Below are 14,517 nucleotides of genomic sequence, written 5' to 3'. Positions count from 1 at the left end.
TCGACTCCTCGTCCCGTCGGTGGGCTGTCGGCGGTGCCGGACGGCTGTCGGTAGGATGTCGGCGGTTTGTCGGCGGGGGCTGACAACGTCGTCGGCATGAAGCGAATCGACATCAACCCCCCGGCCGCGGGCAGCGCGGTCACCGTGCGGGGGCTGGTCAAGCACTACGGCGAGACCAAGGCGCTGGACGGCGTCGACCTGGACGTGCGCGAGGGCACCGTGATGGGTGTGCTCGGGCCGAACGGCGCCGGCAAGACCACCCTCGTCCGCATCCTGTCCACCCTCATCACGCCCGACTCCGGCCAGGCGCACGTCGCCGGCTACGACGTCGTACGGCAGCCGCGGCAGCTACGGCGGGTGATAGGGCTGACCGGGCAGTACGCGTCCGTGGACGAGAAGCTCCCCGGCTGGGAGAACCTCTACATGATCGGCCGGCTGCTCGACCTGCCCCGCAGGGACGCCCGCGCACGGGCCGACGAACTGCTGGAGCGGTTCTCGCTCACCGAGGCGGGCAAGCGGCCCGCGGCCACGTACTCGGGCGGCATGCGGCGGCGGCTGGACCTGGCGGCCTCCATGATCGGGCACCCGGCGGTCCTCTACCTCGACGAGCCCACCACCGGCCTGGATCCGCGCACCCGCAACGAGGTGTGGGACGAGGTCAAGCGCATGGTCGGCGACGGCGTCACCGTGCTGCTCACCACCCAGTACATGGAGGAGGCCGAGCAGCTCGCCTCCGAGCTGACCGTCGTCGACCGCGGCAAGGTCATCGCGAACGGCGGCATCGAGGCGCTGAAGGCCAAGGTCGGCGGCCGCACCCTGCGCGTCCGCCCGGCCGACCCGCTCCAGCTGCGTCCGCTCGCCGCCTTCCTGGACGAGCTGGGCATCACCGGGCTCGCCAACTCCACGGTGGACGCGCAGCGCGGTGCCGTCCTGGTACCGATCCTCAGCGACGAGCAGCTGACCGCCGTGGTCGGCGCGGTCACCGCCCGCGGCGTCACGATCGCCTCCATCACCACCGAACTGCCCAGCCTGGACGAGGTCTTCCTGTCCCTCACCGGCCACCGCGCCAGTGCCCCGCAGGACCCCGCGCCCGCCGAAGCCCGCGAGGAGGTCGCCGTATGAGCGCCACCACTGTCAGTCCCGACGCCCGGATCACCCCGCGCGGGCATCTGCGGCACACCGGCGCCCTGGTCCGCCGCAACCTGCTGTGGATCCGGCAGGACCCGGAGTCGATGTTCGACGCCCTGCTGATGCCGGTCGTCTTCACCCTGCTGTTCGTGTACGTCTTCGGCGGGTCGATCGGCCAGGCGCTGGGCGGCGGGCAGGACGGCTATGTGCAGTACGTGATTCCCGGCATGATCGCGATGATGAGCATGACGCTGTCCCAGGGCGTCGGCACCGGGTTCAGCCAGGACTTCAACTCCGGTGTCATGGACCGCTTCCGGTCGCTGCCGATCGGGCGCGGCTCGGTGCTCTTCGCGAAGATCGCGGTGGAGATGCTGCGGATGCTGTTCGCGACCGCCGTGCTGATGGTCGTGGCCGTCCTGGTCGGCTTCGACATCCAGAGCTGGCCCGGTCTGTTCGCGGCGGTGGGCCTGTCCGCGGTGTTCGCCTCGTCGATCATGTGGGTGTTCCTCACGCTGGGCGTGATCCTGAAGAACGCGCAGTCCGTGCAGGCGATGGGGTTCATGGTGCTGTTCCCGCTGCAGTTCGGTTCCTCGATCTTCGCGCCGACGCAGTCGATGCCGGGCTGGCTGCAGGCCTTCACCGACTACAACCCGCTCTCCACGCTCGCCGACGCGGCGCGCGGACTGATGGTGGGCGGCCCGGTCGCGCACGACCTGTGGATCACGCTCGGCTGGTCGGTGGCGATCACGGCGGTGATGGCGCCGGTCGCCATCCACAAGTTCCGTACGAAGACCTGACCCGACCCGGGTCAGACGAGGGCGACGGCCTCCTGAACGGAGAGACCGGCGCCCTCGGCGTACGCGGCCTCGTACGCCTCGCCGCCGATCACCTCGCGGACCCGCTCGGTGGCCCGGGCGCGCGCGTCCCGCTCCAGGCCCATCGCGACGTGCTCCGGCGGCAGCATCGCGTCGGCGGCACCGATGCAGCGGGCGGCGTCCGCGGCCCGGCGCCCGCCGTCCACGCGGGCCAGCGCCATCGCGGCGATGGTCAGGTACCCGGAACGCATGTGCGGGGCGATGGCCGCGGACAGCGGGTCCTCGGCCCGCTCCAGCGACTGGCGGACCTTGTCCAGGCACTCCTCGTGCCGGTCCTCCAGCGTGGCGATCCATGCCTCCGCGGCGAGGATGAAGGCGTCGAAGACGATGAAGTGGGAGATGGCGAAGTCCTCGCGCAGCAGCCGCAGCTGCACCCGTGCCTCGGCGGTCCGGTCGGTCATGCCGAGCCAGCCGGCGAGGAAGAGCCGGGCGGCCGGCATGGCGCCGTTGTGCCCGGCCCCCTCGGTCCGGTCGATCACGGCGGTCAGGATGCGCTCGCCCTCCTCGCCGTCGCCCGCCTCCAGCAGCACGCTGCCGAGGCGGGCCTCCAGGACGTCCACCTGGGCGTGCGCGCCGAGCCGTTCGGCGTGCTCCGCGGCAAGCCGGTAGTCGGCGGCGGCGAGTCGGTACTCGCCCTTGCGCTCACGGGCCTCGGCGCGGGCGGAGAGGGCCTCGGCGGTGCCCCAGGCGTCGCCGAGGCGGCGGTAGATCTCCAGTGCCTCGTCGGCGTCGCCGGCCGCGTCGCCCGCCCACTCGGTGCGGTTGGCCAGGAAGTTGGCGCGCATCTGGAGGCTGCCGGCCAGCGCCCAGTCGTATCCGGGCGTCTCGCGGGAGGTGCGCACGGCGGCGTCCATGATCACGCGCAGCCGCTCCATGTCGCCGGAGAGCATCACGGCGAAGAACCAGAGCATGCCGGGAGGGGCGCAGTTCTGGGGCATGCCCGGTTCGTACGTCTCGGCGATGGCGCGCAGCTTCCGCTTGGCCTCCGGTCGCTGCCAGGCCTCCAGCTCGGTGTCCATGCAGGCGAGATGGGCGAGATGGACGCCGCGCCGGGCCTCGGCGAGCACCTCGCCGGTCATCGGCGGCGGGGCGGCCGTGCACCGCTCCCACACCGGCTCGGCACGGCGGACCGGCTCCGTGAACGGGTCAGGGCCGAGGGTCATGACCTCGCTGAACCAGCTCCTGGCCTCCACCCGCAGGTCGCGCATCTGCCAGTACCAGACCAGCGAGAGGGACAGGCTGAGCGCCTCCTGTTCGTCGCGCTCGGCGATGGCGTGCCGCAGGGCGGTGCGCAGGTTCTCGTACTCGCGCTCCAGCCGTTCGATGGCGGTGAGCTGTCGCGGGCCGCGCAGCAACGGGTCGGTGGTGCGGGCGAGTTCGCGGTAGTACGTCAGGTGCGCGCGCTCGGCGGCGGGCCGGCCGCCGGTCTCGTCGAGGCGTTCGGCGGCGTATTCGGCGACGGTCTCCAGGAGCCGGTAGCGCATGCCGTCGCCGGCGGACGGTGCGGCGACGACCAGGGACTTGTCGACGAGGGAGCCGAGGGCGTCCAGGGCGGCGGGCCCGCACACGGCCTCGGCGGCGGCGAGGTCGCAGCCGCCCGCGAAGACGGACAGTCGCCCCAGCACGTCCCGTTCCTCCGCGTCCAGCAGGTCCCAGGACCAGTCGACGACCGCGCGCAGGGTCTGCTGGCGGGGCAGGACGGTGCGGCTGCCGGAGGTGAGCAGGCGGAAGCGGTCGTCGAGGCGGTCGGCGATCTGGCGCGGGGTGAGCATGCGGAGCCGGGCGGCGGCCAGCTCGATGGCCAGCGGCAGCCCGTCGAGGCGGCGGCAGATCTCGGCGCAGGCGGCCGCGGTCTCCTCGTCGGCGTCGGTGCGGAAGCCGGGGCGGGCGGCGGCACCCCGGTCGGCGAGCAGCCGCAGCGCGGCCGGCTCGGGCAGCGGCTCCACCGGACGCAGCGACTCCCCCGGTACGCCGAGGGGTTCGCGGCTGGTGGCGAGGACGGTCAGGTCAGGGCAGCGGGCGAGCAGTTCCTCGGTGAGGCGGGCGGCGGCGTCGACGACGTGCTCGCAGTTGTCGAGGACGATCAGCATGCGGCGCCGGCCGCAGTGCTCGACGAGGCGCTCCACGGCGGTGGCCCGCCGGTCGGGGGCGGCGACGGCCCGCATCTCCTCGGCGCCGGCGCCGTACAGCACGGTCTCGCGGGCGCCGAGGGCGGTCAGCACGGCCTCCGGTACGGCGCCGGGGTCGTCGACGGGGGCCAGCTCGGCCAGCCACACGCCGTCCCGCGCCGGGTCCCCGGCGCCTTCCGCGACCTCCTGCGACAGCCGGGTCTTGCCCGCGCCGCCGGGCCCGAGGAGGGTGACGAGACGCGCGGTCGTCAGGTCGGCGCGCAGGGCCTCGATGTCGGCGTCCCGGCCGACGAAGGAGGTCAGCCGGGCTCGGAGGTTGCCACGGGGGCGGGAGGCGGCCGGAGCGACCGGGGCGTCACGGCCCTCGGTCGCGGTGGGTGCGGCGGACGCGGCGGGCGTCGCGGATATCCCGGGCGTTCCGGGCGTTCCGGGATACGCGGGCGTCCCGGGCGTCCCGGGATACGCGGTTCCGGGCGTCGGGGCTTTCGCGGTCGTCCCGGGCGCCAGGCGCTCCGTGGGCGTCGCTGGCGCCGCTGGCGTCGCTGGCGTCGCTGGCGCCGCTGGCGTTGCGGGCGTTGCGGGCGACGCTGGATTGAGCAGTTCCCCGTGCAGCGCCCGTAGTTCGGGCCCCGGGTCGGTGCCGAGCCGGTCCGCGAGGAGTCGGCGTACGGCCTCGTAGGCGGCCAGCGCCTCGGCGGTGCGGCCGGTGTCGCGCAGGGCGCGCAGCCGCAGGGCCTGGAGGGGCTCGTCCAGGGGGCGGCCGTCGCACAGCGCGGTCAGCTCGGGCAGGGAGTGCTCGGCCTGTCCGAGGTCGAGGGCGGCGGTGTGGCGGGCGCGCAGGACGTCCAGGTGCCGCATCTCCCAGCGGGCCGCCTCGGCGGCGCGGTCGGGCAGGTCGGCGAGGGCGGGGCCGCGCCACAGGGTGAGGGCGTCGTCGAGCACGACGGCCGCCTTGCCCGGGTCGCCGTCGGCCAGGGCGCGGGTGCCCTCGCCGGCCAGCCGGTCGAAGCGGTGCAGGTCGACGTCGTCGGGGGCGGCGGCGAGCCGGTAACCGCCGTCGGCCGAGGCGACGGCGCCCGCGCCGAGCGTCCGGCGCAGCCGCCCGACCAGGGCCTGCAGGGCGCCCGGCGCGTCGGCGGGCGGGTCGCCGTCCCACACCTCCTGCACGAGCAGGCCCGCGGGCACGGTGCGGCCGGGCCTGATGGCGAGGACGGTCAGCAGCGCGCGCAGCCGCGCCCCGCCGAGCGGGACGGCCGTGCCGTCGGGGCGGAGTGCCTGTGTGGTGCCGAGGATGCGATAGCGCACGGGGTCCATTGTCCCCGCTGTCGTCGGAGCCGGTCACGGGGTTTTGACGGCGCGGCGTGCGGGCCGGGGGCAAAGCCCCTCACCGCGGCCCCGCCCTCCCCGGAACCTCCCGCCGCCCGCGAGACGTTTTCCCGGTGCGCCCGGTACGGTCGGGCAGTCCCCCGCAGGTCCCGCCGCACACCCGAGAGCCCAGGGAGCCCCATGACCACCGCCACCGCCCGCCCCAGTGACCGGCGGATCAGTCCGGTGTTCCTCGGGATCGTCGCCGTCGCCGCGGTCACGGGCTGGGCCACCTGGACCGGGTTCGCCGAGCAGCCGGGCCTGGCCGTGTTCCTGTTCGTGACCGCCGCCTGGGTCGTGTCGCTGTGCCTGCACGAGTACGCGCACGCGCGCACCGCCCTGCACAGCGGCGACATCTCGGTCGGCGCGAAGGGCTATCTCACGCTGAACCCGGTGAAGTACACGCACGCGCTGCTGAGCATCGTGTTGCCGGTGCTGTTCGTGATCATGGGCGGGATCGGCCTGCCGGGCGGTGCCGTCTTCATCGAGCGCGGGCGGATCCGGGGGCGGTGGCGGCACAGTCTGATCTCGGCGGCGGGCCCGCTGACGAACGTCCTGTTCGCCGTGGTGTGCACGGCCCCGTTCTGGCTGGACGCGCTGGACGGCGTGCCGCGCGACTTCCGGATCGCGCTGGCCTTCCTCGCGCTGCTCCAGGTCACGGCGGCGATCCTGAACTTCCTGCCGGTGCCCGGCCTGGACGGCTACGGGGTGATCGAGCCGTGGCTGTCGTACAACGTGCGGCGGCAGGTGGAGCCGCTCGCGCCGTTCGGGCTGCTGATCGTGTTCGCGCTGCTGTGGATCCCGGCCGTCAACGGCGTGTTCTTCGACGCGATCGACGCGATCCTGCGCGGTCTCGGGATCAGCGAGCTGGACACGTACTGCGGCTTCGAGGTGTACCGCTTCTGGCAGACGGACCAGCTCTGCTCGGTCAGCCCGTGACCGACGTGGAGCGGCGGGCGTCCCTGCCGCGCTTGACGTAGTACCAGCACATGTTGGACGACAGCCCCGACAGCAGCACCCACACGACGCCGATCAGCACGCTGCCCTGCACGAAGGAGACGACGGCGGCGGCCACGGCGAGCACGCAGACGACCAGGGCGTAGAGGGCGAGGCGGGGCATGGTGCGGACTCCTGTCGGGGGACACGGCGGGCACTGCGGGTGCCGTGTCGCGGTCTGGCTTGCACCCACCAGTGTCCCCCATCGCCTCACACGTCGGTGACGCGGAGCCCGGCGTGTGCCTTGTAGCGGCGGTTGACGGAGATCAGGTTGGCGACCAGCGACTCGACCTGGTGGGCGCCTCGCAGCCGCCCGGCGAAGACGCCGCGCATGCCGGGGATGCGCCCGGCGAGGGCCTGGACGATCTCCACGTCGGCGCGGACCTCGCCCAGCACCATGACGTCGGTGTCGATCTCGTCGATCTCCGGGTCCTGGAGGAGGACGGCGGACAGGTGGTGGAAGGCGGCCGTGACCCGGCTGTCCGGGAGCAGGGCGGCGGCCTGCTCGGCGGCGCTGCCCTCCTCGGGCTTGAGCGCGTAGGCGCCCTTCTTGTCGAAGCCGAGCGGGTTGACGCAGTCGACGACGAGCTTGCCGGACAGTTCCTCGCGCAGGGATTCGAGGGTCTTGCCGTGGCCGTCCCAGGGCACGGCGACGATCACGACGTCGCTGCGGCGGGCGGTCTCGGCGTTGTCGGCGCCCTCGACGCCGTGTCCGATCTCCTCGGCGGCGGCCTCGGCGCGCTCGGCGGCGCGCGAGCCGACGATCACCTTCTGGCCTGCCTTGGCGAGGCGGTACGCGAGGCCCTTGCCCTGGGGTCCGGTGCCGCCGAGCACGCCGACGACCAGCCCGGAGACGTCGGGCAGGTCCCAGGGGTCCTTGGCGGGGGCCTTCTGTGCAGCACTGTCGGTAGAGGTCATGGGCCGACCCTACGTCCGTCCCGACCGCCGGACGGGATCAGGTCCCGCCCAGCGCCGGGGCGTTCCCGGGCCGTCCCCGGGTCGGGCGAATCCGGGGCGAATACCGGGCCGCGCGGGCCGGGTTGCGGCAGGATGCGGGCCCATGGACGCCGTACGGGTCGCACTGCTGCGGGAAGTGCTCGCCGGAACCGAGTGGCTGGGCGCCACCCGGAGGTTCGCGGGGGCGCTGCGGGGCTCCGTGGTCCCGCACGGGGGCGGGCTGCTGCTCGTGGGCACCGCCGAGTACGAGCCCTGGCATCTGGCGGCGCACCTGGTGGACGAGGCGGCCTGGTCGGGGACGCCGGAGCTGGCGCCCACGCTCGTACGGCACGACGCGCGCCCTTCGGACCCGGCGCATCTCGCGGTGGGCCCGGGTCGGCTGGCGGCGGCCCGGCGCGGGGAGACGCTGCTCGTGGTGACGCCCGACGACCCCGGCGCCCCGCTGCTGGAACGGGTGCACGACGCCCGCCGGGCCGGCGCGACGGTGCTGGCGCTGGGCACCGGCGAGCGGGAGCTGACGGCGATGGCGCACGAGACGCTGACCGTGCCGGACGGCGCCGAGCTGGACCTGGACACGGTGCAGCACCTGGTCAGCGCGGCGGCCGGGGAGAACGCGGTGCCGCCGCCCCGGGGCCGCCGCCGCTTCCGGGACCGCCTGTCCCGACTGGCCGACCACCTGACGGCCCCGCCGCCCTCCGGCTGGTAGTCCCCGCCCCCGCGTCCGCGCGCAAGGCGGCTACCGCCACGGTGACCGTGGCGGGGTGTCCCGTCAGTCCTCTTCCGCGCGGCCCGCGGCGGAGGGGTCGTGCCACTTGGGGTCGTTCTCCCACTGGAGGTTGCGCTCGCGGGCGGTCTGCATCGCGTGCTCGGCCTCCGGGCGGGAGGCGTACGGTCCGAAGCGGTCCTTTCCCGGGCAGTCCGGGCCCTCCTCGACCTTCTGGTGCTCCAGGCAGTAGTACCACTCGCCCGGTTTTCCGACCGTGCGCTTCTTGAACAGGGCCATGACCGGCTCCTTTCGCCAGGGACATGCTCTCGTATGCCCGCTGGTTAGACTCGCTGACATGTCTGGCCAGTCGCTGCTCGTACCAGGGGAGCTGTCTCCCACCCGTTCCGTACCCGGAAACATCCGCCGGCCCGAATACGTAGGCAAACCCGCGCCGACGCCGTACACCGGACCGGAGGTGCAGACGCCCGAGACGATCGAGGCGATGCGCGTGGCCGGGCGGATCGCGGCGCGGGCCATGGAGGAGGCCGCGAAGCTCATCGCGCCCGGCGTGACCACGGACGAGCTGGACCGGGTGGCGCACGCCTACATGTGCGACCACGGCGCCTACCCCTCGACGCTCGGCTACCGCGGTTTCCCCAAGTCCCTGTGCAGCTCGGTCAACGAGGTCATCTGCCACGGCATCCCCGACTCCACGGTGCTGCGCGACGGTGACATCGTCAACCTCGACGTGACGGCGTACATCGGCGGCGTGCACGGCGACAACAACGCGACCTACCTGGTCGGTGACGTGGACGAGGAGAGCCGGCTGCTGGTCGAGCGGACCCGCGAGTCCCTCGCCCGCGCGATCAAGGCGGTCAGGCCGGGCCGGCAGATCAACATCATCGGCCGGGTCATCGAGTCGTACGCGAAGCGGTTCGGGTACGGGGTGGTGCGGGACTTCACCGGCCACGGGATCAACTCGTCGTTCCACTCGGGGCTCATCGTCCCGCACTACGACAGCCCGCACGCCACCACCGTCATCCAGCCCGGGATGACCTTCACGATCGAGCCGATGCTGACGCTCGGGACGCACGAGTACGACATGTGGGACGACGGCTGGACGGTCGTGACGAAGGACCGCAGGCGGACGGCGCAGTTCGAGCACACGCTCGTGGTGACCGACTCCGGGGCCGAGATCCTGACCCTTCCGTAGCCCCGCCCCGCCACGCACGTCGTCACGGGCCCGCTCTCTTCGGAGGGCGGGCCTTTCCATGTCCGGATACGCTTTACCGACAGAACGTCGGCAAGACCATTGACTTAGGTAAGCCTAACCATGGAAGATCGGCCTCATGGACAGCTTCTCGACGCTCCTCCGCACCGCCACTCACGAGTACCACGAGGAGGCGAACACTTCGTCGTTCATGACCGACCTGCTGGGCGGCAGGTTGGGGGTGGACGCCTTCACCCGGTACACCGAACAGCTGTGGTTCGTGTACGAGGCCCTGGAGTCCGGAGCGGAACGACTGACGTCGGACCCGGTGGCGGGACCCTTCATCCGTCCCGAGCTGATGCGGCTGGCGTCGCTGGAGCGGGACCTGGACCATCTGCGGGGCCCGGGCTGGCGCACGGGGCTGACCGCCCTGCCCGCGACCGAGGAGTACGCGGCCCGGGTGCGTGAGTGCGCCGAGACCTGGCCGGCCGGTTACGTCGCCCATCACTACACCCGCTACCTCGGCGACCTCGCCGGTGGCCAGGTGGTCCGCGACAAGGCGGAGCGGACGTGGGGCTTCGCCAAGAAGGGCGACGGGGTCCGCTTCTACGTCTTCGAGGAGATCACCAACCCGGCCGCGTTCAAGCGCGAGTACCGCGGGCTGCTGGACGGCATCCGCGCGGACGAGCTGGAGAAGCAGCGGGTCGTCGCCGAGTGCAAGCGGGCGTTCGTCCTGAACACGGCGGTCTTCCAGGCGCTCGCCGAGGAGTTCCCGCTGTCCGCGTGAGCGCGTCCGACCCGGAAACGGGCCGGTCCCCCTCGGCCGCCGTGGCCGAGGGGGACCCGGAGCGAACGGCCGACCGGCTCAGTTGTCGATGTCGTAGTCGTCGCTGCGGCAGTTGATGCCGCCGTAGGTCACGTCGCTGCCGACGATGTCCGTGGAGATGTTGCCGAAGTACGGGCTGCAGGTGGCGTCCTCGTCACCGTGCAGCGGGCCGTCGAACGCGGTGGCGGTCGCGGCGCCACCGGCCGTCATGGCGGCGGTCAGCAGGACGGTGGCGAGGGCGGAGCGGATGCGCATGGAGTGCCTCTCACGTGAGGGAACGGTCAGGCGAGAGGTAACCCCTCGCGCTCGCGCGCACACGCGGTTCCACCCGTACGGCGGCGCCCGTCACCGTTCCAGACGCACCCGTCCGCCGATCTCGATCCACCCTTCGGGCTGCGGCGCCGTCAGGATCTGCGAACCGGCCCCCTGCGTGATGTTGAGGGCGCGGCCCAGCCGTTCGGTCAGCAGCAGCGCCGCGGCGCCCGTCGCCTCGTCCTCGTCGATGCCGTCGCCGCGGCCCGGGAAGGCACGCGCCCGGACGCGCCCCGCCGGCTCGTCCTCCCAGGCCCAGGCGTAGACCCACTCCCCCGGCGGCGGTACGGCCAGGTCGTCGACCTCGGCGACGGCGGCGTACTGGCGCAGGGTGCGCGGCGGGGCCCACTCGGGGCGGGCCTCGATCCAGCTGAACTCGCCGTCCAGGCGGGTGCCCACCACCCCGGCCGGGGTGACGAGTTCGGGCACGTCGAGCAGCCAGGCCGTGCCGACGCAGGGGTGGCCGGCGAACGGCAGGCGCAGGGTGGGCGTGTAGATGTCGACGACGCCGCGCTCGGGATCGTCGACGAAGACGGTCTCGCTGAAGCCGAGCTTCGCGGCGAACTCCTGCCGCTCTGCGGGGCCCGGCAGCACGGAGCCGTCCCGGACGACGCCGAGCTCGTTGCCGTATCCGCCGTTCGGCGCACAGAAGACGCGCAGTACGTCGTAGTCAGTCACCGGTGCATTCAAGCATCGCTCGCCGGAGGCCGGATCGGCGTGGGGGCCTCGTCGAACGGCGGGGTGGCGAGTGTCTCCGCGTACGCCCGCGCCAGGGCGGCGTGCCGGCGTTCGGTGTCCGGGCCGCCGGGGCGGGCCAGCCCGGCCCCCGACGGCCCGCGACGGCCCGCGACGGGTTACTGCCGCGTCCGCCGCTTGCGCGCGGCGAAGACCGCGCCCGCGCCGATCGCGACCGCGACGCCGGCCGCGGCGCCCAGGGCCGGGCCCGGGAGGTCCGCGCCGGTGGAGGCCAGGCTGCCGCCGCCGATCGCGCCGCCCGTGGTCGTGCCGGTGCCGCCGATGGTGGAACCGGTGCCTCCGGTCGTCGAGCCGGACGTGCCGCCGCTACCGCCCGTGGTGTCCGAGCCGCCGGCACTCCCCGTGCCGCCGGTCGGGTCCGTGCCGCCGCCGTCCGGCAGCTCGGCGTCGTCGCTCAGCGCCACCGACAGGTCGACGGCGTCGAGTGCCGTGCCGGCCGGGTAGTTGCCGAAGATCTTCGCGCCGGCCTCGGTGAGCGTGGCGGCGACGCCGTCGACGGTGATGACGTCGTTCCGTGCGGTCAGGTCTACGGACTTGGCCTTCAGGTCGGCCAGGACGACGCCCTCGGTCCGGGTGCCGAGGCTGTTCACGTCGGCGGTCAGCGTGCCGGTGCCGCCGTCGAGCGTGGCCTTGAGGTTGCCGAGGGTCAGGTCGAGGCCGTAGGCGCCGTTCGTCTCGTGGCCCTTGAAGTTCACGGCGCCCTGGAAGGAGGCGGTGAGCTTGTCGGCGTCGGTGTCGTAGGTGCCGGTGGCGTCCTTGAAGGTGAACGGCCCGTTGCCGGCCGCCTGGGCGGCCCCGCCCGAGACGGTGACCCGGCCCTTGGCGATGGGGCCGACGACATAGGAGCGGAAGGACTCCTTCACACCCCAGCCGAGGGTGCCGTCGGCTATCTCGCCCTTGGCGGGGGCCTCGGTGGCGGTGGCCGTGGCGGTGGTTGTGGCGGAGAGGGACGCGCTGGTGCTCGCGGTCGGGTTCGGCGCGGCCGTGGTGGACTCGGTGGCCGTGGGTTCCGGGTCCTGGGTCTGCGTCTGCGTCGCCGTCGCCGTCGGGGAGGGCCCGGTGGTGGGGGCGCTCGTGGTGGGCGTGGGGCTGGGGGCCGGCGGCGCCTTCCGCACCACCGTCAGCGGGTCGCCCGCCGCGCCGTTGTAGCTCGCGCTGCCGAAGACCTCCGCGGCCTCCCCGGTCAACGTGGTCGCCATGTCCGTCATCTCGCGCGTGACGGTGACCGTGGCGAGCGGCACGTCGTCCTCGGTCGTGCCGCCCCGGGTCACGTCGGCGGTGATCTCGGCGTCCTTGCTGTCGAACCGCACGTCCGACAGGGTGAGCGCGAAGCCGTGCGCCTTGGACTCGATGGCCAGGCTGCCCTTGAAGGCGAGGTTCGCGGTGTTCGCGGTCGAGTCGTAGCCGCCCGTGCCGTCGACGAAGGTGAACGCGCCGTTGCCGGCGGCCTGCGTCGCGCCGTCCGCAGGGGTGAAGCCGCCCTTCGCGAAGGTGGCGACGTAGGTGCGGTACGACTGCTTGATGCCCCACGTCAGCTCGTAGTCCTTGAGCGGGACCTCGGCCGCCGAGGCGGTGGTCGCGCCGGCGGTGGCGAGCGCGGTGGCGCCGAGCGCGGCGGCCGTCGCCACGGCGGCGGCGAGTGCGGTGGAGCGGCGTCGTCTGACGGGCATGACTCGGTTCTCCTTGAGTGGTGGGGCCGCGGGTGGGCGGTCCGGGTGTGGGTTCGGCCTTCGTCCGCGGCCGTGGGTTCAGCCCTCGTCCGCGGGGGACGCGGCGGGCTGTGCGCGACGCCTGCGGACGGCGACGGCCACGAGGGCCGCGGCCACCAGCAGCAGGGCGCCGGCCGCGAGGGAGACGGGCAGGGCGGGGAAGTCGCCGCCGTCGGCGGCGCTCGCGACGGGGTCGGCGGAGGTCTCGGGTCCGGTGGTCCGTTCCGGCTGCGGGCTCGCGCTCGTCGTGGGAGCGGTGCCCAGGTCGGGCAGGGCGGGCAGTTCCGCGTCGGCGGTGAGGGCGACGGCCAGGGAGACCGGGTCCATCTCGGTGCCCGCCCGGTACATGCCGCCGAATGCCTCGGCGCCGCGCGCGGTGAGTTTCGCGGGGGCCTCGGTGATCTTCACCAGGCCGTCGGCCGGCTTCAGGCCCTCGGCGGTGAAGGTGACCAGCGGCACCTTCTCGCCCGTGAGCCCGGGGCCGGCCACGTCGGCGTAGAGCGTGCCCTTGCCGTCCTCGACGGTGGCCCGTACGGCACTCAGGCTCAGGTCGAGGCCGTGCGCGCCGGTGAAGTGCACCGCGCCCTCGAAGGCGGCGGTGAGGTCGCCGTCCTCGTACGTACCCTCGCCGCCGGGGAAGCGGAAGAGGGCGCCGCCGTCCTGGGCGCCGGCGGTGAGGGCCCACTTGCCGTCGGCGATGTCGCCGGTGACGTACTCGCGGAAGGTGCGGCGTACGCCCCAGTCGGCGGCGCCGTCCTCGATCGCGCCCTCCTTGGTCGCGCCGTCCGAAGTCCGCTTCGGCTCGGGCGACTTGTCCGCCTCGGTGGCCGTGCTCGACGGCTTCGGCTCCTGCTGCCGCGCCGCCGCCCGGACGTCCGCCGACAGGCTCACCGGGTCGAGGGCGGTCCCGGCGGTGTAGTACCCGGCGAAGGACTTGGCGCCCTGCGCGGTGAGGGTGGCGGGCAGGTTGTCGAGAGTCACGGCGTCGCCGCCGCCCTTCATGTCGATGCCGCCGACGGAGAGTGCGGCGAAGGGCACCTGACGGGAGGTCGTGACCGCCCCGGTGCCCTTCGCCTTGCTGGTGACGTCCACGAAGAGCGTGCCGGTGGAGCCGGAGATGCTCACGGTGGGGCGGCTGATGGTGAGGTCGAGCTGATGGGCGCCCGCGCCGGTGCGGTGCCCGAGGAAGTGCACGCCGCCGGAGAAGGCGGCACGGAAGGCGCCCGTGTCGCCGTCGTAGGCGCCGGTCGCCGAGTGGAAGCGGAAGGCGCTGCCGCCGACGGTGGCCGCGCCGCCGGTCAGGGAGTAACTCCCCTTGGCGACGGGCCCGGTGACATAGCTCTGGAACGACGACTTGATGCCCCAGTCGAGCCGTCCGCCCTGCACGGTCCGGCTCTCGGCGTGCGCGGCGGACACGGGGAGCAGGGCTCCGAGGACCGCCGCGCACAACACGGTGACCAGGGTGCGAAGACGGGCGGGCATGCGAAGTCCTCCGGATCCGGGGGCCGGTAGCGAACAAAGGTAAGGCTAACCTAAGCTCTAGCCGAC

The 14,517-nt window shown here is 73.5% G+C and carries 14 protein-coding genes; 6 read left to right on the top strand and 8 right to left on the bottom strand.

Features of this window, described 5'->3' with window-relative positions; all coding sequences use genetic code 11:
- The first annotated feature begins 96 nt into the window (after positions 1 to 96).
- Positions 97 to 1,122 (top strand): ATP-binding cassette domain-containing protein, encoded by a 1,026-nt coding sequence (locus RI578_RS28095; protein WP_310873675.1) that lies wholly within the window; start codon positions 97 to 99, stop codon positions 1,120 to 1,122.
- Positions 1,119 to 1,925, top strand: coding sequence for an ABC transporter permease (locus RI578_RS28090; RefSeq protein WP_310873674.1), 807 nt, complete (start codon positions 1,119 to 1,121; stop codon positions 1,923 to 1,925). Before RI578_RS28095 ends, RI578_RS28090 begins: the two co-directional genes overlap by 4 nt.
- Before the next feature lie 11 nt (positions 1,926 to 1,936).
- On the opposite strand, the gene RI578_RS28085 is transcribed toward RI578_RS28090, so the two are convergent.
- Positions 1,937 to 5,446: a BTAD domain-containing putative transcriptional regulator gene (locus RI578_RS28085; protein WP_310873673.1), complete on the bottom strand. Its 3,510-nt coding sequence runs from the start codon at positions 5,444 to 5,446 to the stop codon at positions 1,937 to 1,939.
- A 192-nt stretch (positions 5,447 to 5,638) separates the two neighbouring features.
- Here RI578_RS28085 and RI578_RS28080 point away from each other — a divergent pair, with 192 nt between their 5' ends.
- Complete coding sequence (locus RI578_RS28080) at positions 5,639 to 6,436, top strand: site-2 protease family protein (RefSeq protein ID WP_310873672.1); 798 nt, start codon at positions 5,639 to 5,641, stop codon at positions 6,434 to 6,436.
- On the opposite strand, the gene RI578_RS28075 is transcribed toward RI578_RS28080, so the two are convergent.
- Positions 6,426 to 6,617 (bottom strand): hypothetical protein, encoded by a 192-nt coding sequence (locus RI578_RS28075; RefSeq protein WP_310873671.1) that lies wholly within the window; start codon positions 6,615 to 6,617, stop codon positions 6,426 to 6,428. The two genes, RI578_RS28080 and RI578_RS28075, sit on opposite strands and share 11 nt — an antisense overlap.
- A gap of 86 nt (positions 6,618 to 6,703) precedes the next feature.
- A complete protein-coding gene (npdG, locus tag RI578_RS28070) occupies positions 6,704 to 7,411 on the bottom strand; it encodes an NADPH-dependent F420 reductase (protein WP_310873670.1) in 708 nt (235 codons plus the stop codon).
- Between the two features lie 142 nt (positions 7,412 to 7,553).
- Between npdG and RI578_RS28065 the strand changes: the two genes are divergently transcribed.
- Positions 7,554 to 8,156 (top strand): hypothetical protein, encoded by a 603-nt coding sequence (locus RI578_RS28065; protein WP_310873669.1) that lies wholly within the window; start codon positions 7,554 to 7,556, stop codon positions 8,154 to 8,156.
- Between the two features lie 63 nt (positions 8,157 to 8,219).
- On the opposite strand, the gene RI578_RS28060 is transcribed toward RI578_RS28065, so the two are convergent.
- Positions 8,220 to 8,453 (bottom strand): hypothetical protein, encoded by a 234-nt coding sequence (locus tag RI578_RS28060; protein ID WP_310873668.1) that lies wholly within the window; start codon positions 8,451 to 8,453, stop codon positions 8,220 to 8,222.
- A gap of 58 nt (positions 8,454 to 8,511) precedes the next feature.
- Between RI578_RS28060 and map the strand changes: the two genes are divergently transcribed.
- Together map and RI578_RS28050 are read left to right on the top strand one after the other, a co-directional pair.
- Positions 8,512 to 9,369: a type I methionyl aminopeptidase gene (gene map / locus RI578_RS28055; RefSeq protein WP_310873667.1), complete on the top strand. Its 858-nt coding sequence runs from the start codon at positions 8,512 to 8,514 to the stop codon at positions 9,367 to 9,369.
- Positions 9,370 to 9,505: 136 nt separating this feature from the next.
- Positions 9,506 to 10,153, top strand: coding sequence for a biliverdin-producing heme oxygenase (locus tag RI578_RS28050; protein ID WP_310873666.1), 648 nt, complete (start codon positions 9,506 to 9,508; stop codon positions 10,151 to 10,153).
- A gap of 78 nt (positions 10,154 to 10,231) precedes the next feature.
- Here RI578_RS28050 and RI578_RS28045 read toward each other — a convergent pair whose 3' ends face one another.
- The 4 genes from RI578_RS28045 to RI578_RS28030 form a co-directional block, all read right to left on the bottom strand.
- The gene (locus RI578_RS28045; RefSeq protein ID WP_310873665.1) at positions 10,232 to 10,447 is read right to left on the bottom strand and encodes a hypothetical protein; all 216 of its coding nucleotides are present in this window, start codon (positions 10,445 to 10,447) and stop codon (positions 10,232 to 10,234) included.
- Between the two features lie 90 nt (positions 10,448 to 10,537).
- Positions 10,538 to 11,182 (bottom strand): PhzF family phenazine biosynthesis protein, encoded by a 645-nt coding sequence (locus RI578_RS28040; protein WP_310873664.1) that lies wholly within the window; start codon positions 11,180 to 11,182, stop codon positions 10,538 to 10,540.
- A 176-nt stretch (positions 11,183 to 11,358) separates the two neighbouring features.
- On the bottom strand, positions 11,359 to 12,930 hold the full coding sequence (locus RI578_RS28035) for an HtaA domain-containing protein (RefSeq protein WP_310873663.1): 1,572 nt from the start codon (positions 12,928 to 12,930) through the stop codon (positions 11,359 to 11,361).
- Positions 12,931 to 13,008: 78 nt separating this feature from the next.
- Positions 13,009 to 14,451 (bottom strand): HtaA domain-containing protein, encoded by a 1,443-nt coding sequence (locus RI578_RS28030; protein WP_310873662.1) that lies wholly within the window; start codon positions 14,449 to 14,451, stop codon positions 13,009 to 13,011.
- Positions 14,452 to 14,517: the final 66 nt, after the last annotated feature.

It is taken from the genome of Streptomyces sp. BB1-1-1 (assembly GCF_031597775.1).
Lineage (GTDB): Bacteria > Actinomycetota > Actinomycetes > Streptomycetales > Streptomycetaceae > Streptomyces > Streptomyces thinghirensis.
This window is presented reverse-complemented; position numbering and strand designations above follow the sequence as displayed.